Source organism: Streptomyces sp. SP18BB07 (assembly GCF_036322545.1).
GTDB classification, from domain to species: Bacteria; Actinomycetota; Actinomycetes; order Streptomycetales; family Streptomycetaceae; genus Streptomyces; species Streptomyces deccanensis.
This window is the reverse complement of the sequence record NZ_JAQYWT010000319.1, coordinates 1-21,831: the sequence shown is the minus strand read 5'-3', so window position 1 is coordinate 21,831 and position 21,831 is coordinate 1. Positions and strand designations below refer to the sequence as shown.

The window sequence follows — 21,831 nt, the reverse complement described above, 5'->3', positions numbered from 1 at the left end:
GACGGACTGTCAGAAACGGTCGAGACGACGACTGCCGGATATGGCTGAGGACGGTGAACCTCCTTGGAATTCGGGCTCTTTGTACAGGGATACGTGGGCAAGCGGGCCGAGACCGACCCCCTCGCGGAGCACAAGGCGCTGATGGAGGAGACCGAGTACGTCATCCAGGCCGACAAGTCCGGCTTCAAGTACGCGTGGGCCTCCGAGCACCACTTCCTGGAGGAGTACTCGCACCTGTCGGCCAACGACGTCTTCCTCGGCTACCTGGCGCACGCCACGGACCGGATCCACCTCGGCTCCGGCATCTTCAACCCGCTCGCCCAGGTCAACCACCCCGTGAAGGTCGCCGAGAAGGTCACGATGCTCGACCATCTCACCGAGGGCCGCTTCGAGTTCGGCAGCGGGCGCGGGGCCGGCTCGCACGAGATCCTCGGGTTCATCCCCGGGGTGACCGACATGAACTACACCAAGGAGATCTGGGAAGAGACCATCGCCGAGTTCCCCAAGATGTGGCTCCAGGACGAGTACGTCGGCTTCCAGGGCAAGCACTGGTCGCTGCCGCCGCGCAAGATCCTGCCCAAGCCGTACGGGAAGTCGCACCCCGCGATGTGGTACGCCGCCGGGTCGCCGCCCTCGTACTCCATGGCCGCGCGCAAGGGGCTCGGGGTGCTCGGCTTCAGTGTGCAGAAGGTCTCCGACATGGAGTGGGTGCTGGAGAAGTACAAGACCGCCATCGTCGACGCCGAGCCCATCGGGGACTTCGTCAACGACAACGTGATGGTGACGACGACCGCGATCTGCGCGCCCACGCACGACGAGGCGGTGCGGATCGCGGTCAACGGCGGGCTGCACTATCTGCCGTCGCTCGTCTTCCGGTACCACGACACGTTCCCCCGGCCGGACGGTTTCCCCGTGTGGCCGGAGACGCTGCCCGCGTACAACGAGGAGTTCATCGAACTGCTCATCGAGGAGGAGCTGCTCATCTGTGGGGACCCCGATGAGGTGTTCCGGCAGTGCAAGCGGTGGGAGCAGGCCGGGGCGGACCAGTTGAGCTTCGGGTTGCCGGTGGGGGTGCCCAAGGAGGAGACCCTGCAGACGATTCGGCTCGTTGGGGAGCACGTGATTCCGAAGATCGATACGGATCCTGTGCATCGGACGTCCCGCTTCCGGGCGGCGAGTTGAGGTCGGTACGGCGGCAGCGGGTTCGTGGGGGCTGGTCGCGCAGTTCCCCGCGCCCCTAAGAGCGTCAAGGGCACCCAGTTCTTACCAGGCACCCGGAAGGAGCGAGTCGTGCTCGACCATGTCATCAAAGGTGTGACCGTCGTCGATGGGACCGGGGCTCCCGCGTACACCGCCGATGTCGGGATACGGGACGGCCGTATCGCCGTCATCGGGAGCGTGACCGAAGAGGCCCGCACGTCCGAGGACGCGGCCGGGCTCGTGCTCGCGCCCGGGTTCGTCGACCCGCACACGCACTACGACGCGCAGTTGTTCTGGGACCCGTACGCGACGCCGTCCCTCAACCACGGGGTGACCACCGTCGCCGGCGGGAACTGCGGGTTCACACTCGCGCCGCTCCACCCCGACCGGCCCGAGGACGCGGACTACACGCGGCGGATGATGTCCAAGGTCGAGGGGATGTCGCTCGTCGCGCTGGAGGAGGGGGCGCCCTGGACCTGGAGTGGCTTCGGGGAGTATCTGGACGCGCTCGAAGGGCGGATCGCGGTCAACGCCGGGTTCATGGTGGGGCACTGCGCGCTGCGGCGGTATGTGATGGGGCCCGACGCCATCGGCGGGCAGCCGAGCGCCGAGCAACTGGACGCCATGCTACGGCTGTTCCACGAGGCGATGGAGGCGGGCGCCTGGGGGCTGTCGACCACGCAGTCCTCGACGCACAGCGACGGCGACGGGCAGCCGGTCGCTTCACGGCACGCGAAACCCGCCGAACTGATCGCGCTGTCGCGGGCGGTGGGCGAGCACGAGGGAACCCAGATCGAGGCGATCGTCGCCGGCTGCCTGGACCAGTTCAGCGACGACGAGATCGACCTCTTCGTCGAGATGAGCGCGGTGGCCGGGCGCCCCCTCAACTGGAACGTCCTCACCATCGACTCGGCCGTCCCCGAACGCGTACCGCGGCAGCTGGAGGCGAGCGAGCGGGCCCGCAAAGCGGGCGGTCGGGTCGTCGCCCTGACCATGCCGATCCTCACCCCGATGAACATGTCGCTGGGCACGTTCTGCGCGCTGAACCTGATCCCCGGCTGGGGGCCGATCCTGGGCCTGCCGGTGCCCGAGCGGATCGCGCGCCTGCGCGACCCCGGGGTGCGGGCGGAGATGCTGCGCCGGGCGGACTCCAAGGAGGCGGGCGTCTTCCGGCGGCTCGCCAACTTCGGCCGGTACGTCATCGGGGACACCTACAGCGAGGCGAACGAGGGCCTCACCGGGCGCGTCGTGCGGGACATCGCCGCCGAGCGGGGGCAGGAGCCGTTCGAGTGCCTGGTGGAGATCTGCGCCGCCGACGATCTCCGTACGGTCCTGTGGCCCATGCCCACCGACAACGACCCCGACTCCTGGACCCTGCGCGCCGAGACCTGGCGGCACGAGGACGTCCTCCTCGGCGGCTCCGACGCGGGCGCCCATCTGGACCGCATGTGCGGCGCCCCGTACACCACCCGGTTCATCGGCGACTGTCTGCGCGGCCGCAAGCTCGTCGGGCTGGAGCAAGCGGTGAAGATGCTGACGGACGACCCCGCGCGTCTCTTCGGTCTGCGGGAACGGGGGCAGGTGCGGGAGGGGTGGCATGCGGACCTCGTCCTCTTCGACCCGGAGCGCGTCGACGCCGGCAAGGCCACCCTGGTGCACGACCTGCCGGGTGACAGCCCGCGCCTCGACTCCAAGGCGATCGGCGTACGGGCGGTCTGGGTCAACGGCGTCGAGGCGATCCGCGACGACGTGGTGACGGGCGCCGTGCCCGGCAAGGTGCTGCGCAGCGGGCGGGACACGCGGACGGTGAGTACGCGGTGAGCCGGCCGGAGTCTTCGGAGGGCGCGTCGCAGAAGTCCTCGGAGGGGGCGTCGGAGAAGTCCTCGCAGCGGCGGCTGTTCATCGGGGGCTCCTGGGTGGAGCCCGACGGCGGGCACTACGAGGTGGTCGACCCGGCGACGGAGGAGGTCGTCGGGTGGGCGCCGGAGGCCTCACGGGAACAGGTGCACGCGGCGGCCGCCGCCGCCCGGGAGGCCTTCGGCCCGTGGTCGAGGACGCCCGCCGCCGAGCGGGCCGCGATCCTCGCCCGTACGGCGGACCACATACGACGCCACCTCGTCCCGTACGCCGCGCTCGCGCAGGCCGAGAGCGGTGCGACGACCGGGACGGCGCGGGGCATGCAGGTCGGGGTGGGCGCCGCCCGGTTCCAGCGGTACGCGCGCGTGGAGCCGGTGGAGGAGCCGATCGCGCCTCAGATCAACGAGGCCGGGCCCTTCGGGAAGGCGGCCGTGATGGGCGCCCTCGCTGTACGCCAGCCCGTGGGCGTGGTCACCTGCATCACCTCGTACAACAACCCCTGGGCCAACCCGGCCGGGAAGATCGCCCCCGCCCTCGCCATGGGCAACACGGTGGTCGTGAAACCGGCCCCGCAGGACCCGCTCTCCGTCCACCGTATGGCGGAGGCCCTGGAGGCCGCCGGTGTTCCGCCGGGTGTGGTGAACGTGGTGGGCGGGTCGGGGGCGGACGTCGGTGAGGCCGCCGTGGACTCACCGGACGTCGACATGGTGAGCTTCACCGGCTCGTCGGCGATCGGGCGGCGGATCGCGGAGGTGTGCGGGCGCGGGATGAAGCGCCAGCTGATGGAGCTGGGCGGGAAGGGCGCGGCGGTCGTCTTCGACGACGCGGACCTGGGCGCGGCCGTCGCCGGCATCGCCACCACCTTCACCTTCTACAGCGGGCAGATCTGCACGGCGCCGACGCGAGTGATCGCGCAGCGCGGGGTGTACGACCGGCTGGTGAGCCAACTGGCCGCCTACGCCGCCCGGTTGCCGGTGGGCGACCCGCGCGCGCCGGGCACGGTGGTCGGGCCGGTGATCTCGGCGGCCCACCGCGACCGCGTCGAGTCGTACGTCGAGCTGGGCCGCAAGGAGGGGGCGCGGGTGGTGGCGGGGGGTGAACGGCCGCCGTACGAACGGGGTTTCTGGGTGGCGCCGACCCTGCTGGCGGACTGTACCCCCGACATGCGGGTCGTCCGCGAGGAGATCTTCGGGCCGGTCGTCGTCGTCCTCCCCTTCGACGACGAGGACGAAGCGGTCGCCCTCGCCAACGACAGCGACTACGGCCTCATCGACTACGTCTGGTCCGGCGACGTCGCCCGCGCCTTCCGGGTGGCCCGGCGCCTGCGGGCGGGCGGCGTGGGCGTGAACACGGTCGGCCGCAACATGGAGGCGCCGTTCGGCGGCTTCAAGCAGAGCGGAGTGGGACGCGACGTGGGCTCGTACGCGCTGCACGCGTACAGCGAGACGCAGGCGATCGTCTGGCCGGGGTGAGCCGATGCCCTCTCCCTTCGGCGCGCGGCTGAGGTGATGATGGCTGGATGAGTGGGTCGGGTGGATCGGGTGGGACGGGTAGGTCGGGTGGGGCTGGCGGAGCTGGTGGGGCTGGGCGGCGTCCGCTGCTCTATCTGGACGTGGACGGGCCCTTGAACCCGTACGCGGCGAAGCCGGAGCGGCGGCCCGCCGGGTACTCGACCCACCGGATGAAGCCGCAGGGCTGGCTCGACCAGCATCCGGGCGAGCCGGCGGCGTACGTCAAGCCGTTGCGGGTGTGGCTGAACGAGGAGCACGGGCGGCGGCTGCGGGAGCTGGGGCGCCTGTACGACCTGGTGTGGGCGACGACGTGGGGCGCCGAGGCGAACACGTACATCGGGCCGGTGCTGGGGCTGCCGGAACTGCCGGTGGTGGAGTGGCCGGGGGCGGCGCGGACCCAGCCGCTCGACACGACGTCCTGGCCGGCCGGTCTGTTCTGGAAGACCCCGCATCTCGTCGAGCACGCGGCGGGGCGGCCGTTCGCGTGGGTGGACGACGAACTGAGCGTGATCGACCGCACCTTCGTCACCGGACGCCACGGATCCCACGCCCTGCTGCACCGCATTGACCCCCGACTCGGCCTGCGCGAGCCGGACTTCACGGCACTGGCCGACTTCGCCCGGACAGGAGTGCGGCCCGGACAGGACATGGGTACGGTCGGCTGATGATCGTCTGGGTGAACGGGGCCTTCGGGAGTGGCAAGAGCACGTTGGTGGAGGAGTTGCGGGGGTGGTGGCCCGACGCGCTGGTCTTCGATCCGGAGGTGATCGGGTACGTGCTCCGCGAGATAGTGGAGGTGCCGACCGGGGACTTCCAGGATCTGCGGCTGTGGCGGCGGCAGGTGGCCGGGTTCCTGGTGGGGCTGGCGGAGGAGTACGGGCCGCGGACGGTGCTGGTGCCGATGACCCTCGTGAAGTCCGACTACGTGGCCGAGGTGTTCGGCGCGATCGAAGCCGCCGGCATCCCTCTCCACCACTTCTTCCTGCGGGTCCCCGAGGACGTGCTGACCGCCCGCATCGACGGCCGTAGCTTCACCCCGGACGACCCCGAGCAGGACGAACGGGTCCGCCGGTGGTGCAAGGACCGCATAGCGGTGTGCACGGCCGCGGCCGACACCCTCCCCGCCGACACGGTGTTCCTGGACGGCGAGTCGAGCCCGGCCGAGCTGGCGGAGCTGGTGCTGGGGCGCGTGGGCGGGAGAGGCTGAGCGGATGACCCCGCAGACCCACCCCGTCGACCACGAACTCATCCGGGCCGCGGCCCACGTCGCCCGCACGCGCTGCCGGGGCGACAACCACACCATGGCCGCCGCGGCCCGCGCCCGGGACGGTCGGATCGTCACCGCCGTGAACGCCTATCACTTCACCGGAGGGCCCTGCGCCGAGTTGGTGCTCATCGGCGCCGCGGCCGCGCAGGGCGCCTACGAACTGGACGTGATCGTCGCCGTGGGCGACCGCGACCGAGGTGTGGTGCCGCCGTGCGGCCGGTGCCGGCAGGTCCTGCTCGACTACTTCCCCACGATCGGGGTCATCGTCGGCGAGGGCGACCGCGCACGAACCGTCCCCATCACCGACCTGCTGCCCGCGACCTACGTCTGGGCGGACCACCAACTCGACGCGGTCCCCGAACAGCACACCTGATGCCGCACCAGTCGACGTCCGCCCTGCCGCGAGGCCCTGCCTGTCGACGACTTCGGCCGCTGGCACCAGGACGTCACCCTCCGCTGGATCTACGTCCACATGATCGAGGAGTACGCCCGCCACAACGGCCACGCCGATCTGCTCCGAGAACGCATCGACGGCACCACCGGCGTACAGCGCCGGGTCGGACATGCGGTGGCGAAGATCGTCAAGGTGTCCCGATCAGCCTTGCGACGGCGGCCCGTGCATGACGGGCCGGGGCTGGGTCGCCACTGATGCCGGCTGTCACGATGGCTCCTTCGGCAAGCAGGAAGACCGGTTCAGCCACCGGCAGCCCGATGGCGTGCACCCACACCGCGATCTGATCGTGGAACCCCTGCTTGTGCGACCGGACTTCGGCAAGCACCGCCTCTGACGATGGGCCGAGCTCGCCGTGGGCGTTGATCCAGGCGCATCCGCGGAAGCCGGGTTCCGCGAACCACTCGGCAAGCCAGTCGAAGATCGCGAGTACGCGCTCGCGGGGATCCGGGACCTGCTCCACGTGGGCGGCCAGGTTTCCCCTCCATCGCTGGTCGCGACGTCTGAGCATCGCCACCACGAGGTCCTCCTTGGCCGCGAAGAACCGGTAGATCCGCTTCAGCGGCAGGCCGGATGCCGCACGGATCTCGTCCATCCCGACCGCCTGGATGCCTCGCTCGTAGAAGAGCCTCTCCGCTGCATCGAGCAGCGCTTCGCGGTCCAGGCGGTTCTGCTCGTCGCTGATCGGGGCTGGCATCCGGGGCTCCTTGACGTTGAGAACGATCGTTCCCTACCTTAGGCTCCGTCCGTAGAGAACGCACGTTCTCGATATGAGGAGGCCGCAGTGTCGGAAGATCGCCCGCCCTACCCACCGTTCACACAGGAGACGGCCCTGCAGAAGGTCCAGGCGGCTGAGGATGCCTGGAACACCCGCGATCCCCGCCGAGTGGCATCGGCGTACACGCGGGACTCGACGTGGCGGAACCGGGACACGTTCGTCCGTGGCCGCGATGAGATCGTCGCTTTCCTGACGCGGAAGTGGGAGCGCGAACTGGATTACGCGCTGCGCAAGAGCCTCTGGGCGTTCCACGAGGACCGGATCGCCGTCCGCTTCCAGTACGAGTGGCACGACGCGGAAGGCCAGTGGTGGCGCAGTTACGGCAACGAACTGTGGGAGTTCGACGAGCGCGGTCTGATGCGGCGCCGCGAGGCGAGCATCAACGACGTCCCCATCCCTGAAGCCGATCGGCGTATCCGCGGCCCCCGGCCCACGGACGAGCACGGAATCGACTTCCCCCTCCGGTAGCGCCCGCCGCCACGCCGCCCCGAGTCGGTGGGTTCAGGCTGGGCCGTTCGTTCGGAGCTTGCGCGGCTTGCCATACTTCCCGGATGGAGACGCGAGCCGTGGAGGTGGCGCGGCGTTGGCTGGCTGATCAGGGCGTCAGCCAGGTGCGCGACGGGTGGGTGAGCGACGAGAAGCCGGGGGTGCTGCTCACATCCAACGAGGTGGCGCATTCCTGGGCCGGCGATGTGTTCGCCGAAGATCTGAGCGCGGCCGACCGGGTTCGGTTGGCCTTCGGGCTGCTGGACCTCCTCGACGCATACTGGGTCACGTGCGAGATCCGGTTCGCGAACGAGGGTGCGGAGGGTCCACTGCCGGCCGACGTGCTGTGGGACGGCTACCGCCGGCGGCTGGAGGAGGACCGGGACGTCGAGGCCGTCACCTATCGGGCCCGGTGCGCTGGACGGTGAAGGAGCCGACGTACCGCACCGCCCTGCATCCAGCCGTCTTCTGCGGCCTTCGGACGAGTTTCCACGACCTCTCCGGTGACCTGGAACCGGCTGCCGCACTGGCCCTCCTCGACCGGCTGGATCTCCCCACGAACACCCGGCATCTCGCCGAACTGCGCCACGTACTCACCGCGGGGCACAAGAACCACTACCGCAGCCCCCGCGCCTGGGACGACGCGGTTCGCTCCTGCTCCTGAGTGGGGAAACGGCCTAGTCAGGGAGGTCCTGCCCGGACGGTTCGCCCCGGCCCATCGACAGGGACCAGAGCACTCCCGGGGCGGCGGCGACGGAGATCGTGCCGGCGCGGTCGGCGTCGTCGATGGCGAACTCGTTGTCGATGCGCGTCACTTCGCCGTCGAGGCACTTCATGGGGAACCAGGCGCCGGTGGGGCGGAGTGTGACCTCGATCGTGCCCTCACCCTCGCAGTTCACGGCGACGGTCAGGGCCTTGCCCTCGCCCTTCCTCGCCGCCCCGAACTCCAGGTGCGCGCTGTTCCGCGTCTTGTTCTGACGCAGGACGACGCGGTCGGCCACGGGGTCCGGGGCCTCGTCCGCCAACTCGTGAGCCGTGTCGTCCTCGTTCGCGTCGGAGGCCGGGGTCGCCTTCGCCCGGGGCTGCTCGACCGACCCTCCCGGCTGCCGTTCCTCCGCCCTGGTGTCACCGCCGGCTTCGGACGAGCACGCGGTGGTGGAGAGGAGCGCGACCGCCGAGAGGGCCGCCAGGGTGGTGGCGAGAGCCCGGTGCGGCCTGCGTGCTGCTCGTGACATGAACTACCCCCGTCAGTCGGCCCGTTGGTGGTGGGCGAGGGCGTGATCGTGACACCGGGGCGAGAGGGGCAACAAGGCGGCGGGGCGGGTTCAGAGGAGAATCTGAGGTTGGTGGTGACTCACTCCTGGAAGCGCGTCTCTACGCGGGCCAGGGAGCCTGTCTCCAGGGCCGTCCACACGGCGCCGTCCGGGCCCACGGTGATGCCGTGGGGCTCCGAGGAGGGCGTCGGCAGGTCGTACTCGTGGATCTCGTGCGATTCCGGGTGACGGCCGTCGTAGGTGATCCGGCCGACGCGGTTCGCGCCCCACTCGGTGAACCAGCAAGCGCCGTCGGCGCCGGCGACGATGGCGTGCGGGCGGCACTCGCGGTCCGGCAGCGGGAACTCGTCGATCTTGCCGTCCGGTGTGATCCGCCCGATCCGACCCGCGCCGATCTCCACGAACCACAGGGCCCCGTCACCACCGGCGGCGATACCCACGGGCGCCGCGCCCGGCGTCGGCAGCGGGTGGACCGTGACCTCGCCGTCCAGCGTGATCGCACCGATCGCGTTCGCCTGGTTCAGCGTGAACCACAGCCGACCGTCCGACCCGGCCGCGATGGCCGACGCGAACGCCCCGGTGATCGGGAGCGGGAACTCGGTGACCTCCCCGTCGGTCGTGATCCGACCGATCCGGTCGGCCCCCGACTCCGTGAACCACAACGCGTCGTCGGCGCCGACCGCGATACCGAACGGGCCTGCCCCGGGCGTCGGCAGCGCGAAGGACGTGACCTCGCCGGCCGTACTGATCCGCCCGATCCGATGCCCCTGGAACTCCGTGAACCACAGCGCCCCGTCCGGCCCGGACGTGAGGACCGACGGCCCACCGGTCGTGGATGCGAGGGCGTACGACGTCACGTCACCGTCGAGCGCGAGGCGGCCGATGCGCCCGGCGTGCACCAGCGTGAACCACAGCGCGCCGTCCGGCCCGGCGGCGATTCCGTAGGGCCCCGCCTCGGCGTCGGAGACGGGGAACTCCGTGATGGACACGGTCGTCGGCCGGGAAGTCATATTCGGACACCTCGTTCAGTGGCTGTGGGCTGTGGGCTGTGGGCTTGTCGGCTGTGGCCCGGTGGTTCCGGGCCGGTGGACAGTCGTCAGTGGTCGGCGGGGGCGCGCTGGGAGGCGGCGCCGGCCCCGCGGGCGAGGCGAGCCTCCAGCGCCGCCCGGCAGCCCGGCCACTCCGCCGCGGTGACCGAGAAGATCGCGGAGTCACGGAGGCGTCCGCCCTCCCCCGGCGCCCAGGAGCGGGACCAGTTGCGCAGTACCCCCTCGAAGCGGGCGCCCACACCTTCGATCGCCGCCCTCGAACGGCTGTTGCGCGCATCCGTCTTCAGATCGACGCGGGCCACGTCCCACCGCTCGAAGGCATGCCGGAACAGGAGGTATTTGGCCTCTGTGTTCAGCCCCGTGCCCTGCGCCGACGCCGCGAGCCAGGTGTAGCCCACCTCGATGGCGCACAGCCCGCCGTCCTCCGTCGGCCACAGCCGCGGATCCAGGAAGCCCGTCGCCCCGACCGCCCGCCCCGACACCTGCTCGATCTGCGCGTACGGGGCCAGTAACCCGGTGGCGGCACGGGAGAGTTGCGCGTCGACGTACGCCTCCACCTCGGCCGCTCGCGGCACCCAGGTGAACCGGTACGAACTCCGGTCCTCCTCGGCCGCCACGGCCAGGTCCGCCGCGTGGCGGTGATCCAACGGCTCCAGGCGCACGCGTGTGCCCTCAAGAACCGGTCCCTCAAGCGTGAAACTCATCTGCCGCCAAAGCCAATCGAGTGCCGGTACAGCCTTCATGGTGCGTTCCGGGCCCGGTGTGTGGCTGTGCCCCGGGCCCCGGGCTCCGACGGCTCAGCGTTCCAGAGCGGTCGTGCCGTGTCGCGTGAATTCCGGTCGGGGGAGGGAGGCGGGGAGGGAGGTACGGCTGCGGGCGCCCTCCGTGTCGTTGGTGGTCTCGCCCACTACCGTTGGGCCCCATGGCTGACGAGATCTTCCACGACCGGCGGCTGGCCGAGCTCTACGACCCGCTCGACCCCGATCGCGGCGATCTGGACGCCTACCTCCTGCTCGCGGAGGAGTTCGGCGCTAGGAAGGTGCTGGACATCGGCTGCGGGACCGGCGTGTTCGCGCTGCTCCTGGCGGACCGTGGGGTGGAGGTCGTCGGGGTCGACCCGGCCGGCGCCTCCCTCGACGTCGCACGGGCCAAACCCGGGGCGGACCGGGTCCGTTGGATCCACGGGGACGCGACGGCCCTTCCCCCGCTCCAGGTCGACCTCGTCACGATGACAGCCAACGTGGCGCAGGCGATCGTCGCCCCGGAGCTGTGGCGGCGGACCCTCACGGCCGCGCGCGAGGCCCTTCGGCCGGGCGGCCGTCTGGTCTTCGAGACGCGCGACCCGGCCAGACGGGCCTGGGAGGCGTGGAATCGCGAGGACTCGTACGGGGTCACCGAGGTGCCGGGCTTCGGCGCGGTCGAGAGCTGGGTGGAGCTGACCGAGGTCACCGGCCAACTGGTCACCTTCCGCTGGCACTACACCTTCGACGGCGACGGCGACGGCGACGGCCGTTCTCGCGGCGGCGACAAGACGCAGCTCACCTCCGACTCCACCCTCAGATTCCGCGAGCGGCACGAGATCGAGACGGAACTGGCCGCTCACGGATACGTGCTGGAGGACGTACGGGACGCTCCCGACCGCCCCGGCAGGGAGTTCGTGTTCGTGGCGCGTCGGCCGCCGGGGGTGTGACTCCCGGGTATCAGGCGTGCACCAGTGCCAGCGCCTGCTTGAGGTTGTGTAGTACATCGAGCCCTCGATGTCGATCGCCCGTCAGCACGCGGAGGTTGTCAGTCGCGACGTCGGCGTTCCTTCAGCGAGCGCAGCAGGGCGCCGAAGGCGGTGGGGGTTGTGTCGAGTGCGGTTCGGGTGGGGTCGGCGGATTCGATCAGGCGGATGGTGGTGGGGGCGGCGGATATGTGGACGCAGGCTTCGCCTTCTTGGCAGTAGGAGGACTTCTGCCAGTGGGGTGTGGACATGGGGGCTCCTCAGAGGTCTTTGGCGATGGAGTGGATCAGGTCACGGGACTTGGCGGGGCTGAGCGCGACGCCTTCCACGACGTCGAGCAGGCGCCGGTACTTCCCCAAGTGCGCTTCGGCGTCCAGGAGTACGGGGCCGTGGAACTGGTCCAGTTGGACGGTGTCCAGTTGCGGTACCGGACCGTACGCGTAGTTGATCGACTGGCCTGAGCCTGGAAAGGCTCCGACGTCGAAGGGGAGTACGCGGAGGGTGATGTGCTCGCGCTCGCTCATCTCGATGAGGTGGTGCAACTGGGCGCGGGCCACGGAGGCGCCGCCGATCCTCATCCGCAAGGCCGCTTCGTGGATGACGGTCCGGTAGGGGACGGCGCCTGATCTGTAGAGCACGTCCTGCCGCTTGATCCGGAAGGACGCACGGTGTTCCACCTCGGGTGGAGTCGGTGCCGGGATCACATGGCGGAAGATCTCGCGTGCGTGATCCGAGATCTGCAGCAGCCCCGGCACGTGAGAGGTGAACGCGGTTCGCAGGCCGGTCGCGTGATGTTCCAGCTCGGCGAGATCGAGCAGGCCGGCGGGGAGGATCCCGCGGTACTGCTCCCACCAGCCGCGTGTCCGATCGCTCGCCAGGTCGACCAGGGCTTCGGCGAACTCCTGGTCGGGGCAGTCGTACGCGCGGGCCATGGCGCGGATGCGGTCCGCGCTCACGCCGAAGCGGGCCGACTCCACATTGCTGAGTTGACCCGTGCTCGTGCCCAGTTGCCGAGCGGCCTCCGTGGTGGTCATGCCCGCGCGCTCACGGAGTTTCCGTAGCTCGGTGGCGACACGGGTGCGCCTGGCTGACGGCGCCGGCCTGGTCGTCATGCAGCTCCTCCAGGTGCGGCCAGTCGTTGAGGGTCACTCACACGAGGGAAACCGCATCGATTTCCTTGGAATCTTGCAAAGCGGCTTTGCCGGGCAGGCTACCTTCGTCTTCAGGCGCCCCACCCAGAAGTGCCCCGCTCGACGGAGCGGCGACGGCCACTGGGTACTGCTCGACCCCGACTTCGACTGCTCAACGACACGATCCAACTCCCCTCAGTGACCGGAGACTTCCATGGCCACCGTATCGCCGTCGCTCGACTACACCTTGCGCCTTCCCCGCGACCCGCGCTCCCCCGGCGTGGGCCGTGCCACCCTGCGGGCCGTGCTGGCGGCGCATGACCTGGCGGAACTCGGCCCGGTCGCGGAGTTGTTGGCGACGGAGTTGCTGACGAACGCCCATCAGCACACCACGAGGGAGTACGCGCTGAGGGCGGTGGGGATCGGCGGGCGGCTGCGAGTGGGGGTGTGGGACCGGGACTGGCGGGTGCCGCCCGGGTTCGAAGCGGGGTGCGAACGCGTCGAGGTCCACGGCGACGCGGAACGCGGCCGGGGGCTCTGTCTCGTACGGGCCTGCTCCGAGGATCGGGGCGTGTCCGTGCTGCGCGACCTCGGCGTCTCGCGGGGCGGGAAGTTGTTGTGGGTCGACTGCGGCGCCGTAGCGGGCTGAAGCAACCGGTCCGGGGGTGCGGCGGTCTTACCCGGCGGCGTCACCCGAACGCCGTGATCGGAGGGTCGGCCTCCGCCCGACTCGTCCCAGCGACCGACCGGAAAGGGCGTACGCCATGGAAATCGATCCCGATCTCTGCCTGGCCGTTCCGGAGGGCTTCGACGACACGGACGCCGAGTCCCAGGTGCATCCCATGGCGAGGAAGCTGTTTCCCGCCACGACCGCCGCCGACGCCTTCAGGAAGGCCCAGGAGTGGGTGGGGGAGCACGACGTCTTCCTCGTGGACGTGTCATGGGACTTCGCGCACGACGAGGACGAGCCCTACACGCTGAGCATCTACTTCACGTTCGAGCTGGAGCCCGAGGAGGCCTGACCGGGATCGCACCCGCGAACTCCCCGGGCTCAGCACGGACATGGGTCAGACCAGCGCATTCTTGTAGAAGATGCTGGAGCGCCGGTCGCCCTCCACGCCGGTGGCGAAGCCGATGAAGAGGCGGGTCTCGCCGGCGTCGGTGCGGTAGACCGCCAGGCCCTCGGGCTCTCGGTGGTGGAGGGTGGAACCGGCCTTGCTGAGGACGGGGCCCTGCTTCACGGTGCCCGTGTTGATGTCGATGCTGGTGATGTAGGTGTTGCCGTCGCCGACGGGGCTGCCGTCGCCGGGGTACGCGTCACCCGTCAGGTAGTACATGTACGAGCCGTAGAGGGCGTAGCCCTGCGGGGTGCCGGAGATCGCCGGCTGTGCGAAGTCGACCAGCGGCGAGCCGAAGCTGCCCGTCCGGAAGGCGGACAGGGGGTACACGGCGATGCGCTTGCCGGAGCTGGTGTGGTAGCGCACGATCATGCGGTCGTGGACCGGATCGGCGGAGCAGGTGTACTCGGTGGCCCCGGAGATCGGCCGGTAGGCGGCCGAGCCGGCCGGCGAGCCCAGGGTGGTGTTGGCCTGGTAGGTGATGGGCGCGAGCGCGGTGCCGTACCCCTTGGTGTTCGCGGCGCACTCGATCCACAGCTCGGTGCTGGAACCGTGCGGCAGCGCGGCGAAGGCAACGCCGTGGCCGAAGCCGTTGAGGTGCATGTACGACAGGTAGTTCCCGTCGAAGTCCATCTTGTTGATGCACAGGTCGCCGTCGGCCTCGGTGCTTCCGCTCCGCTTGGTCGCCACGAACAGGAACTTGTTCTCCCAGTCGAAGGCGAAGCTCTGCTGGACCCGCGCTCCGTGCGTGTCCTTGGACCGGAACAGGTCGTACGACGGCTGTGTGAGATCGAACCGCTTGGTGGCGGCCACCGCGGCGGAGGCGGTCTGCGCGCCGACGCCCAGCCCGAGCGCCGCGAGCGAGGCGCCGGCGCCGGTGCGTATGAGGCCGCGGCGGGAGAGAGGGAAGCCAGGGGTGCGGTTCACGGGGGGACTCCAAATACGTAGGTGGGGGGAGGAACAGGAGATGCTATCCGTCGCGGGGGCCGTGGGACGTGCCGGGCCCCGGGGGACAGCTGGGGCTCGGCTTCCCAGGGCCACGGGAGCGAAACGGTGTCGTCCAGGGCCGTGCGCGGGTCATCTGCCGTCTGCCGAACGGTTCCTCGTGCAGGCGAACTCGACGTTGTCGGCCGCGGCCCAGTCGCCGACCCGGCTGTCCTTCTTCGTGGTCAGGTGCGGGGAGAAGTTGTCGAGCACGAGCGCGGACGCGCACTTGCTCAGCCACCGGCACAGCTTCCCTGCCGCGCGCTGCAGGCGAGTGTCATTCCGTTGGCGTGCCGATCCGAAGCCGGTTGCCGTCAGGGTCGCGCAGCTCAATCTCACGCGCCCACGGAGCGTCCTTCGCCTGCACACCGAACTCGGAGGCGACGGCCTCGACATCACGCATGCGGAGGTAGACCAACGTGTCAGGGCGGGCATCTCCCTTGTGCTCCGACAAGAACAACCGCACCCCGCCCCGGGCGATCTCGACGAACGCGGGAAGTCCCGGTTCGAAGCGGTGCTCCCACTGCTTGACGAAGCCCAGTCGCTCGTACCACGCGACCGCCGCCGCAGCGTCCTCGACGCGAAGAATGGGAATGGCTTCCTCGTCCATGGCGCCATCGTCGCAGACCGTCCAGGGCGAACGTTGCCTGATGCGGCACTAGCCGCGTAGATCCACCCGCACCGTCAGCAACTCCGCCCCGAGCACCCGTACCGCCGCGCTGTTCATGCGGGGCAGGGTGCGCAGGCGGGCCACCGGGTCGTCGTCGGGGAGCAGGTGGGCCGTGCCCTCGTGCCAGCGGCCCCGGATGCGGACGCGGACCGACGGGTCGGCCTTGATGTTGCGGATGTAGTGGGACTTCTCGCCGTACTCGGAGACGAGCCAGAACGTGTCGCCGACGCGGCGGCCGCCGATGGGGGTGCGGCGGGGCAGGCCGGAGGTGCGGCCGGTGGTCTCCAGGACGGTCTGGAGCGGCACCCTGCGCAGGAGCGGGTTGGCGACGTGGCGCTGGAAGGCCGTCACGACGCGCTGCTTGCGATCCGTTTCGCGGGACATCGGCGTGGTTCTCCTCGGGGCGTGGGAGGTACGGAGTACAGGAACGGGTGCGGGGCGAAGGTGGTGGGTGGTCGGTGCGGGTCGTGACGTGGAACCTGTGGTGGCGGTTCGGGCCGTGGCAGGAGCGGCAGAAGGCGATCCTCGCCGTGCTGCGTGAACTGCGCCCCGATGTCGTCGGGTTGCAGGAGGTCTGGGAGCAGGAGGGGGAGGGAGAGGCGAGCGGCACGAACCGGGAGAACCTGGCAGGTTGGCTCGCCCGGGAACTCGGCATGCACTGGACCTGGGGCGAGTACGGCGACCCCGAGCGCTGGCAGCGGCGGATCCAGGACCCCGGTGTCGGGATCGGTGTCGCCGTGCTGAGCCGGTGGCCCGTCCTGGAGCGGGACGCCATCGGGCTGCCGACAGCGGAGGGCGGTAGCGGGCGTGGCGCGCTGTACGCCCTCCTCGACGCGCCGGGCGCGCCCGTGCCGTTCTTCACCGCCCACCTCAGCTCCGAGACCGACGGGTCCGCGCAGCGCTGCCGCCAGGTCACCGCGCTGGCCGAGTTCGTGGCCCGGCACCGGGGCGGCACCGGCCACCCGCCCGTGATCACCGGTGACTTCAACGCCTGGCCCGACTCCGACGAGGTCCGGCTGTTCGGCGGCTACAAGACCGCGCCCGCCGTGCCCGGACAGTACTTCTTCGACGTCTGGGAGTACGCCGAACCGGGCGCCCCGTCGGCCACCTGGGACCTCGCCAACCCGTACGTCGCCGGTTCGCACGGGCCGAGCGTACGGGTCGACTACATCCACGTCGGACCGCCGGGCCCCGACGGCCTCGGCCACGTACGCGCCGTCCGCAGAGCAGGCGACACCCCCGTCGACGGCACCTGGCCCTCCGACCACACAGCAGTCGTCACGGACTTGGCCGACTCCACCGACCTGGCGGACCTGCCGGACGGGGGTGGGTCCGAAGCCGACGGTCGGCCCGATACCGGCGGTCGGCCCGGAACCGGTGGTCAGGCCGGGGCGCGCTGAAGGCCCCCGGCCGCTTCCACCGCCCCTCACCCCCTACCGCTTCCGGCCCACCCCGCCGTGCTGCCCGATCGGCTTCGGCTCGCCCTGCGTCGTGTCGTCCGGGTGCCACAGGGGTACGGAGACGACGCCCGGGTCGAGCAGGTCGAGGCCGTCGAAGTAGCCGGTGATCTGGTCGATCGGGCGCAGGAAGTACGGGACGGCGCCCGTCTCGTTGTAGGCGTCCTGGGCGCGCTCGTAGTCCGGGTCGGTGCCCCGGGACCCCTCGTTGATGTTGAGGTAGCTGCCGGAGGGCAGGCCGGCGAGCAGGCGGCGGACGATGTCACGGGCCTCCTCGTACGAGCTGACGTGCCCCAGGATGCCGCTGAGGATCAGCGCCGTCGGCCGGGACAGGTCCAGCGTCGCCGCCGCGGCCTCCAGGATGCGCTCGGGCTCGTAGAGGCTGGCGTCGACGTACGCGGTGGCGCCCTCGGGCGAGGAGTACAGCAGCGCGCGGGCGTGCGCGAGGACCATCGGGTCGTTGTCGACGTAGACGATCCGCGCGTCCGGCGCGCTGCGCTGGGCGACCTGGTGGGTGTTGTCGGCCGTGGGCAGCCCCGTGCCGACGTCCAGGAACTGCCGGACGCCCTCCACCTCCACCAGGTGCCGGATGCTGCGGCGCAGGTACGCGCGGCTGCTGCGCGCGATGGTCACGATGCCGGGGAAGGCGCCGGCGTACGCGTCGCCCGCCGCCTCGTCCACCGGGTAGTTGTCCTTGCCGCCCAGCCAGTAGTTCCAGATGCGGGCGGAGGCGGGCACCGAGGTGTCGACCTTCTCCTTCGCCGTCGAAGCCACCGCCGGGTCGGGCGTCGTCGCGTTGTCGGTCATGGGCGCCGTCTCCTTGGCCATGCAGATGCGTCGTCATCCAGACAGACGCACGTACTGTGTCGAGCCAAACCTAAGGCCCAACACAGTTGTTTCGTACGCGGGTTCCCCCTGACTTCCGGGTGGCTGCTATTACAGGCCCAGGCGCCGCCCCAGGAAGATCGGGTTGGTGAAGGCCGCCAGCGGGCCCGGGAACCCCGGCACGACCGGGGGCCGGCGGACCTCGGCGCGGACGTACGCCGCGTACGAGGCCGTCGTACGCCACTCCGCCGAGCCCGTACCGGAGTCCGGGATCGCGGGCGAGGTGAACAGGACGCCCTGGTCGGTGACGAAGCGGATGACGCAGCCCGCGGAGCCCGTCGCCTCCAGGCGGACGGTGACCGGGGTGTCGGCGTCCACCTTCAACCGTTCACCGATGCCCGCGTGCTCGCCCCGCGTCCCGGACGCCGTGAACGCCACGGACACGTCCTTGGACTCGGCGACGTACGAGCGGCCCGCCCGCAACCCCTCCTGGATCGCCTCCCGGCTCAACTCGTCGGCCAGGACGACCGTCTGGGGGCGGCCGACGGGGTCGGGGTCGCGGTGCGCGTCGCTGTTGCCCATCGCCGGGATCCAGTCCCGGCGGCCCTCGCGCACGCCCGCGACGAGCATGCCGTCCCAGTCGGCGAGCGCCACCTCGTCCTCCGGCGAGTACGCCCCGTTCCACACCTCCACCGCGTCGGCCTCGCCGAAGCCGAACTTCCAGTTGCAGCCGATGCAGGTGGCGTGCGGATGGGCCGGGACGACCAGGCCCCCGGCACGCCGGATCTGCCGCGCGTACTTGCCGAACCGGTTGTCCCGCGCCCGGTAGCGCCAGTCGACGAACGTGCCCGGGTCGACGCCGAGCGCCACCACGTGCCCGTTGCGCGTGGTGACCTCCTCGCCCAGCATGATCAGCAGGTCGTCACCCGCGTGCTCGGCCCAATGGGCGTGCGCGGACTGGGTGTTGTGCTCCGAGCTGTTGATGAAGTCCAGCCCTGCGGCCCGCGCGAGCGCCGCCAGCTCGGCGGGGGTGCGGCGGCCGTCGGAGTACCAGGAGTGGAGGTGGCAGTCGCCCCGGTACCAGGCCCGGCCCCGCCCCTTGGCCCGCTCCGGCGGGTACACCGGCTGCACGGCCGGGGCCGGGCGTCCGTACGTCAGGGTGATCGTGATCTCGTACGGCAGCCCGTCCGGTGCCACCGTGTACGGGCCCAGCGCGATGTGCCAGGTGCCGGGGCGCACGGGGCCCGGGAGGTAGCCCGGCGTCGCCTCGTCGGTCCGGATGAAGAACTCCGTACGGGCGCCGCCCGACCAGCCCCGGAAACCCTTGCCGCCCAGTTCGGTGCCGCGCTCGTCGAAGACGCCGATGTCGAGCGCGTTGCCCATGGTGCCGGCCGGGACGGTCGTTCTCCCGTAGCTGTAGGAGACCTTCAACTCCTTTACGCCCACCGGTACCTCGACCGGCAGGTACACGAAATCGGGGGATCCGGTGGGGAGGGTGCCCCGGATCGTCCTCGTCTCCTGCTCGCCGTCCGCGGCGTCGGCGCCGCTCGTCCCAAAGGTCACGCTTCCCAACGTAAGCGCGGCCGCGGCCGACGTCACGAACAGCGCGCGCCTTCCCAGTCCGTTCCCGTCACCGTGGTGGTCGTCGCACATGCTGCTGCTCCCCAGGTCGGTCGTGAGTGACATGGCGTGGGTGGTGCTGCCGGTGGTGCGTGGTGATGTGTGGCGTGGTGCGTGGCGTGGTGCGTGCGGTGATGTGTCGCGGTGCGTGGCGTGGTGCGTGCCACCTTCGTATGCGGTGGTGAACTGTGGGGCAAGGGAAGGGAATCGCCAGTTTTCGAGAGAGCGGGGGAGCGTGCGCGTGTGGACGCCGACGTGTCTGCTGGGCGGATCCGGTGTCACCGACCGGGTCGCGTACGGCCATGACGCGGACCGTTTTGTGGAGATCGGCTCCCTCACCAAGGTGCTCACGGGCACCGTCCTGGCCCGGCTGGAGGCGGCCGGGGGACTGGGCTTCGACACCCCGCTGGAGGAGTGCCTCGACGAGGTGCCGAGGGGGACCGGCATCACCCTCCGGCACCTCGCCGAGCACACCTCGGGCCTGCCCCGGCTGCCCGCCGGGCTCACCGGGCAGCCCACCGGCCCGCCCGACGACCCGTACGCCGGCTTCACGGAGACGGCCCTGCGGGAGTCGCTGCGCGAGCTGGACCGGGTGACGGCCGGACGGCAGGGCCGGGAGGAGTACTCCAACCTCGGCTACGCCGTGCTCGGGCTCGCGCTCACCACCGTGACGGGCCGCTCGTACCAGCAACTGCTGGACACCCACGTCCTGTTGCCGCTCGGGCTGGGTGCGGGGGCGATGACGGCGCGTCCGCCGGAGCGTCGACGGCTCGTGCCGCGCGATGTGTTCGGCCGGCCCCGACCCCTGTGGACGCTGACCGGCGCGATCCTGCCCGCCGGCGGCCTGTGGTCCAGCTGCCGGACGCTGGCGGACCTGGTGGTCGCCCTGCTCGTGGCACGCCGGTTCGGCGATCCGGCGCCCTCCTGGCAACGGGGCCCGTCCCTCCGGTGGCACGACGGCGCCACCCGGGGCTCGTCCGTCGTGGCCGTCGCGTACGACGACGGCCGCTGGGTCCTCGTCCACCGCCTCGGCGACATCGCCGGCACGGGCACCACCGCCCAGCGCGCCCTGCGCACGGCCACGCCACCTCGACCCGACCGACACACCTGAACGGCGACCGGCCGATGCGTGCGAACAGCCGACCGGCCGGCTCCCCTAAGTGCCGACCGGTCGGTATGGACATCCCTGTCCTGAGGGGCTAGAGATGACACATGCGCATCTCCGTGACGATCTTCCTCACCGACGAGACGATCACTCCGACCCGGCTCGCCCGTGAGCTGGAGCAACGCGGTTTCGCGGGGCTCTACCTCCCCGAGCACACGCACATCCCCGTCGAGCGGACGACCCCGTACCCGGCCGGCGGCGACCTGCCCCGCGAGTACGGCCGCACCCTCGACCCCTTCGTCGCCCTCGGCCAGGCCGCCGCCGTCACCGAGGGACTGGGGCTCGGCACCGGGATCACCCTGGTCGCCCAGCACGACCCGATCGACCTGGCGAAGCAGATCGCGACCGTCGACCACCTCTCCGGAGGCCGTCTCACCCTCGGCGTCGGCTACGGCTGGAACGTCGAGGAGGCCGCGGACCACGGCGTCGAGTGGCGCACCCGGCGGGAGCTGGTGCGCGACCGGATGGCCCTGATGCGGGCGCTGTGGGCGGAGGAGCCGACGGCGTACGAGGGGGAGTTCGGGAGCGTGCGGGCGAGCTCCGCGTACCCGAAGCCCGTGCGGAAGGCGCGCGGGCCGGTGGTCGGGCCGCGCACGCTGATCGGCGGGGCCGCCGGGCCGAAGCTGTTCGCGCACATCGCCGAGTACGCGGACGGGTGGCTGCCGATCGGGGGGCGGGGGCTGGGGGAGGCGCTGCCGGTGCTGCGGCAGGCGTGGGCCGACGCGGGGCGCGATCCGGCGGGCTTGCAGGTCGTGCCGTATGCCGTGCAGCCGAGTGCGGGGAAGCTGGCGTACTACGCGGAGCTGGGCATCGAGGAGGCCGTGGTGCAGTTGCCCCCGGCGGGGGAGGCGGAGGTGCTGGGGCTGCTGGACGAGTACGCGGTGTTCCTGGGGGACGGCGCCTGAGGGGGCATGGGGTGCGGGTCTCGTTGGCGACTGCGGGTGAGTGGGGCTTCTCGCGCAGTTCCCCGCGCCCCTAAAAGCCCAGGCCCCTGCGGTCCTGGAAGACGGTGGCCGGGTGGGGCGGTGAAAAGCACGGGGCGCAGCCCCTGCTTTTCAGGGGCGCGGGAAACTGCGCGAGAAGTCCCGGACCCGCACCCGCCGACGAAACCCGCACCCCCGAGCTAGTGTCCTGCGCCGGAGATCCGTCGGCAGAGGCGGGCGAGGGAGTCGAGGATTTCTTCGGCGGTCTTGGTCCAGATGAACGGCTTGGGGTCTTCGTTCCAGTGCTTGACCCAGGTCCGGATGTCAGCTTCCAGAGCCT

Annotated in this window: 26 protein-coding genes and 1 pseudogene; 16 read left to right on the top strand and 11 right to left on the bottom strand. The window is 70.9% G+C overall.

The genetic code is table 11. The features are described 5' to 3' along the window. Positions 1 to 63 precede the first annotated feature (63 nt). The 7 genes and pseudogenes from PUR53_RS22200 to PUR53_RS22170 form a co-directional block, all read left to right on the top strand. Positions 64 to 1,182 carry an LLM class flavin-dependent oxidoreductase gene (locus tag PUR53_RS22200; protein ID WP_329899840.1) on the top strand — a complete coding sequence of 373 codons (1,119 nt, stop codon included), beginning with the start codon at positions 64 to 66 and terminating at the stop codon, positions 1,180 to 1,182. A gap of 24 nt (positions 1,183 to 1,206) precedes the next feature. Continuing rightward, complete coding sequence (locus PUR53_RS22195) at positions 1,207 to 3,021, top strand: N-acyl-D-amino-acid deacylase family protein (protein ID WP_329909419.1); 1,815 nt, start codon at positions 1,207 to 1,209, stop codon at positions 3,019 to 3,021. Between the two features lie 74 nt (positions 3,022 to 3,095). Next, positions 3,096 to 4,529 (top strand): aldehyde dehydrogenase family protein, encoded by a 1,434-nt coding sequence (locus tag PUR53_RS22190; protein WP_329909580.1) that lies wholly within the window; start codon positions 3,096 to 3,098, stop codon positions 4,527 to 4,529. Positions 4,530 to 4,669: 140 nt separating this feature from the next. Further along, on the top strand, positions 4,670 to 5,233 hold the full coding sequence (locus PUR53_RS22185; RefSeq protein WP_329899838.1) for a hypothetical protein: 564 nt from the start codon (positions 4,670 to 4,672) through the stop codon (positions 5,231 to 5,233). Further along, a complete protein-coding gene (locus PUR53_RS22180; RefSeq protein WP_329909418.1) occupies positions 5,233 to 5,775 on the top strand; it encodes an AAA family ATPase in 543 nt (180 codons plus the stop codon). The genes PUR53_RS22185 and PUR53_RS22180 overlap by 1 nt, the downstream gene beginning before the upstream one ends. A 4-nt stretch (positions 5,776 to 5,779) precedes the next feature. Then, the gene (locus tag PUR53_RS22175) at positions 5,780 to 6,208 is read left to right on the top strand and encodes a cytidine deaminase (protein WP_329899836.1); all 429 of its coding nucleotides are present in this window, start codon (positions 5,780 to 5,782) and stop codon (positions 6,206 to 6,208) included. Positions 6,209 to 6,244: 36 nt separating this feature from the next. Then, a pseudogene (locus PUR53_RS22170) lies at positions 6,245 to 6,382 on the top strand (mycothiol transferase); the annotation flags it as partial. Between the two features lie 34 nt (positions 6,383 to 6,416). On the opposite strand, the gene PUR53_RS22165 reads toward PUR53_RS22170, so the two are convergent. Next, positions 6,417 to 6,983 carry a TetR/AcrR family transcriptional regulator gene (locus PUR53_RS22165; protein ID WP_329899835.1) on the bottom strand — a complete coding sequence of 189 codons (567 nt, stop codon included), beginning with the start codon at positions 6,981 to 6,983 and terminating at the stop codon, positions 6,417 to 6,419. An 87-nt stretch (positions 6,984 to 7,070) separates the two neighbouring features. Between PUR53_RS22165 and PUR53_RS22160 the strand changes: the two genes are divergently transcribed. The 3 genes from PUR53_RS22160 to PUR53_RS22150 all read left to right on the top strand — a co-directional run bounded on the left by PUR53_RS22160 (position 7,071) and on the right by PUR53_RS22150 (position 8,214). Beyond that, a complete protein-coding gene (locus PUR53_RS22160) occupies positions 7,071 to 7,532 on the top strand; it encodes a nuclear transport factor 2 family protein (protein ID WP_329909417.1) in 462 nt (153 codons plus the stop codon). 83 nt (positions 7,533 to 7,615) lie between these two features. Continuing rightward, complete coding sequence (locus PUR53_RS22155; RefSeq protein WP_329909416.1) at positions 7,616 to 7,978, top strand: hypothetical protein; 363 nt, start codon at positions 7,616 to 7,618, stop codon at positions 7,976 to 7,978. Then, a complete protein-coding gene (locus PUR53_RS22150) occupies positions 7,975 to 8,214 on the top strand; it encodes a hypothetical protein (protein WP_329909415.1) in 240 nt (79 codons plus the stop codon). Before PUR53_RS22155 ends, PUR53_RS22150 begins: the two co-directional genes overlap by 4 nt. Positions 8,215 to 8,227: 13 nt before the next feature. Here PUR53_RS22150 and PUR53_RS22145 read toward each other — a convergent pair whose 3' ends face one another. From PUR53_RS22145 to PUR53_RS22135, 3 genes are all read right to left on the bottom strand, one after another. Then, the gene (locus PUR53_RS22145; RefSeq protein ID WP_329909413.1) at positions 8,228 to 8,785 is read right to left on the bottom strand and encodes a hypothetical protein; all 558 of its coding nucleotides are present in this window, start codon (positions 8,783 to 8,785) and stop codon (positions 8,228 to 8,230) included. A 119-nt stretch (positions 8,786 to 8,904) separates the two neighbouring features. Continuing rightward, the gene (locus tag PUR53_RS22140; RefSeq protein WP_329909412.1) at positions 8,905 to 9,834 is read right to left on the bottom strand and encodes a Vgb family protein; all 930 of its coding nucleotides are present in this window, start codon (positions 9,832 to 9,834) and stop codon (positions 8,905 to 8,907) included. A gap of 86 nt (positions 9,835 to 9,920) precedes the next feature. Next, positions 9,921 to 10,577, bottom strand: coding sequence for a GNAT family N-acetyltransferase (locus tag PUR53_RS22135; RefSeq protein ID WP_329909411.1), 657 nt, complete (start codon positions 10,575 to 10,577; stop codon positions 9,921 to 9,923). 218 nt (positions 10,578 to 10,795) lie between these two features. Here PUR53_RS22135 and PUR53_RS22130 point away from each other — a divergent pair, with 218 nt between their 5' ends. Continuing rightward, positions 10,796 to 11,563 (top strand): class I SAM-dependent methyltransferase, encoded by a 768-nt coding sequence (locus PUR53_RS22130; RefSeq protein WP_329899829.1) that lies wholly within the window; start codon positions 10,796 to 10,798, stop codon positions 11,561 to 11,563. Between the two features lie 98 nt (positions 11,564 to 11,661). Here the strand turns inward: PUR53_RS22130 and PUR53_RS22125 are convergent, their stop codons facing one another. Together PUR53_RS22125 and PUR53_RS22120 are read right to left on the bottom strand one after the other, a co-directional pair. Beyond that, positions 11,662 to 11,850: a DUF397 domain-containing protein gene (locus tag PUR53_RS22125; protein ID WP_329899828.1), complete on the bottom strand. Its 189-nt coding sequence runs from the start codon at positions 11,848 to 11,850 to the stop codon at positions 11,662 to 11,664. A 9-nt stretch (positions 11,851 to 11,859) separates the two neighbouring features. After that, a complete protein-coding gene (locus PUR53_RS22120) occupies positions 11,860 to 12,711 on the bottom strand; it encodes a helix-turn-helix domain-containing protein (RefSeq protein ID WP_329909410.1) in 852 nt (283 codons plus the stop codon). 232 nt (positions 12,712 to 12,943) lie between these two features. Here PUR53_RS22120 and PUR53_RS22115 point away from each other — a divergent pair, with 232 nt between their 5' ends. Both PUR53_RS22115 and PUR53_RS22110 read left to right on the top strand, forming a co-directional pair. Then, entirely contained in the window at positions 12,944 to 13,378 is a 435-nt protein-coding gene (locus tag PUR53_RS22115; RefSeq protein WP_329909409.1) for an ATP-binding protein, read from the top strand. A gap of 115 nt (positions 13,379 to 13,493) precedes the next feature. Beyond that, complete coding sequence (locus tag PUR53_RS22110) at positions 13,494 to 13,751, top strand: hypothetical protein (RefSeq protein ID WP_329909408.1); 258 nt, start codon at positions 13,494 to 13,496, stop codon at positions 13,749 to 13,751. Between the two features lie 45 nt (positions 13,752 to 13,796). Here PUR53_RS22110 and PUR53_RS22105 read toward each other — a convergent pair whose 3' ends face one another. The 3 genes from PUR53_RS22105 to PUR53_RS22095 form a co-directional block, all read right to left on the bottom strand. After that, positions 13,797 to 14,774 carry a phage baseplate protein gene (locus PUR53_RS22105; RefSeq protein ID WP_329899824.1) on the bottom strand — a complete coding sequence of 326 codons (978 nt, stop codon included), beginning with the start codon at positions 14,772 to 14,774 and terminating at the stop codon, positions 13,797 to 13,799. Positions 14,775 to 15,108: 334 nt separating this feature from the next. Further along, positions 15,109 to 15,441 carry a glyoxalase superfamily protein gene (locus PUR53_RS22100; protein WP_329899823.1) on the bottom strand — a complete coding sequence of 111 codons (333 nt, stop codon included), beginning with the start codon at positions 15,439 to 15,441 and terminating at the stop codon, positions 15,109 to 15,111. Between the two features lie 48 nt (positions 15,442 to 15,489). Then, on the bottom strand, positions 15,490 to 15,885 hold the full coding sequence (locus tag PUR53_RS22095; RefSeq protein ID WP_329895536.1) for a nitroreductase/quinone reductase family protein: 396 nt from the start codon (positions 15,883 to 15,885) through the stop codon (positions 15,490 to 15,492). A 74-nt stretch (positions 15,886 to 15,959) separates the two neighbouring features. Here PUR53_RS22095 and PUR53_RS22090 point away from each other — a divergent pair, with 74 nt between their 5' ends. Beyond that, positions 15,960 to 16,901, top strand: coding sequence for an endonuclease/exonuclease/phosphatase family protein (locus PUR53_RS22090; RefSeq protein WP_329909406.1), 942 nt, complete (start codon positions 15,960 to 15,962; stop codon positions 16,899 to 16,901). A 33-nt stretch (positions 16,902 to 16,934) separates the two neighbouring features. On the opposite strand, the gene PUR53_RS22085 is transcribed toward PUR53_RS22090, so the two are convergent. Next, positions 16,935 to 17,765, bottom strand: coding sequence for an SAM-dependent methyltransferase (locus tag PUR53_RS22085; protein ID WP_329895538.1), 831 nt, complete (start codon positions 17,763 to 17,765; stop codon positions 16,935 to 16,937). Between the two features lie 129 nt (positions 17,766 to 17,894). After that, positions 17,895 to 19,436: a CehA/McbA family metallohydrolase gene (locus tag PUR53_RS22080; RefSeq protein ID WP_329909579.1), complete on the bottom strand. Its 1,542-nt coding sequence runs from the start codon at positions 19,434 to 19,436 to the stop codon at positions 17,895 to 17,897. A gap of 208 nt (positions 19,437 to 19,644) precedes the next feature. On the opposite strand from PUR53_RS22080, the gene PUR53_RS22075 reads away from it, so the two are divergent. Then, on the top strand, positions 19,645 to 20,514 hold the full coding sequence (locus tag PUR53_RS22075) for a serine hydrolase domain-containing protein (RefSeq protein WP_329909404.1): 870 nt from the start codon (positions 19,645 to 19,647) through the stop codon (positions 20,512 to 20,514). Between the two features lie 101 nt (positions 20,515 to 20,615). Continuing rightward, positions 20,616 to 21,473, top strand: a complete 858-nt coding sequence (locus PUR53_RS22070; protein ID WP_329895540.1) for an LLM class F420-dependent oxidoreductase — start codon at positions 20,616 to 20,618, stop codon at positions 21,471 to 21,473. Positions 21,474 to 21,831 lie beyond the last annotated feature (358 nt).

Bases quoted from the DNA above. Each gene is read 5' to 3' on its own strand.
- PUR53_RS22180 (WP_329909418.1), top strand. From the start codon at position 5,233: ATGATCGTCTGGGTGAACGGGGCCTTCGGGAGTGGCAAGAGCACGTTG.
- PUR53_RS22175 (WP_329899836.1), top strand. From the start codon at position 5,780: ATGACCCCGCAGACCCACCCCGTCGACCACGAACTCATCCGGGCCGCG.
- PUR53_RS22165 (WP_329899835.1), bottom strand. From the start codon at position 6,983: ATGCCAGCCCCGATCAGCGACGAGCAGAACCGCCTGGACCGCGAAGCG.
- PUR53_RS22155 (WP_329909416.1), top strand. From the start codon at position 7,616: ATGGAGACGCGAGCCGTGGAGGTGGCGCGGCGTTGGCTGGCTGATCAG.
- PUR53_RS22145 (WP_329909413.1), bottom strand. From the start codon at position 8,785: ATGTCACGAGCAGCACGCAGGCCGCACCGGGCTCTCGCCACCACCCTG.
- PUR53_RS22140 (WP_329909412.1), bottom strand. From the start codon at position 9,834: ATGACTTCCCGGCCGACGACCGTGTCCATCACGGAGTTCCCCGTCTCC.
- PUR53_RS22135 (WP_329909411.1), bottom strand. From the start codon at position 10,577: ATGAGTTTCACGCTTGAGGGACCGGTTCTTGAGGGCACACGCGTGCGC.
- PUR53_RS22130 (WP_329899829.1), top strand. From the start codon at position 10,796: ATGGCTGACGAGATCTTCCACGACCGGCGGCTGGCCGAGCTCTACGAC.
- PUR53_RS22125 (WP_329899828.1), bottom strand. From the start codon at position 11,850: ATGTCCACACCCCACTGGCAGAAGTCCTCCTACTGCCAAGAAGGCGAA.
- PUR53_RS22120 (WP_329909410.1), bottom strand. From the start codon at position 12,711: ATGACGACCAGGCCGGCGCCGTCAGCCAGGCGCACCCGTGTCGCCACC.
- PUR53_RS22115 (WP_329909409.1), top strand. From the start codon at position 12,944: ATGGCCACCGTATCGCCGTCGCTCGACTACACCTTGCGCCTTCCCCGC.
- PUR53_RS22110 (WP_329909408.1), top strand. From the start codon at position 13,494: ATGGAAATCGATCCCGATCTCTGCCTGGCCGTTCCGGAGGGCTTCGAC.
- PUR53_RS22100 (WP_329899823.1), bottom strand. From the start codon at position 15,441: ATGGACGAGGAAGCCATTCCCATTCTTCGCGTCGAGGACGCTGCGGCG.
- PUR53_RS22095 (WP_329895536.1), bottom strand. From the start codon at position 15,885: ATGTCCCGCGAAACGGATCGCAAGCAGCGCGTCGTGACGGCCTTCCAG.
- PUR53_RS22085 (WP_329895538.1), bottom strand. From the start codon at position 17,765: ATGACCGACAACGCGACGACGCCCGACCCGGCGGTGGCTTCGACGGCG.
- PUR53_RS22080 (WP_329909579.1), bottom strand. From the start codon at position 19,436: ATGTGCGACGACCACCACGGTGACGGGAACGGACTGGGAAGGCGCGCG.
- PUR53_RS22070 (WP_329895540.1), top strand. From the start codon at position 20,616: ATGCGCATCTCCGTGACGATCTTCCTCACCGACGAGACGATCACTCCG.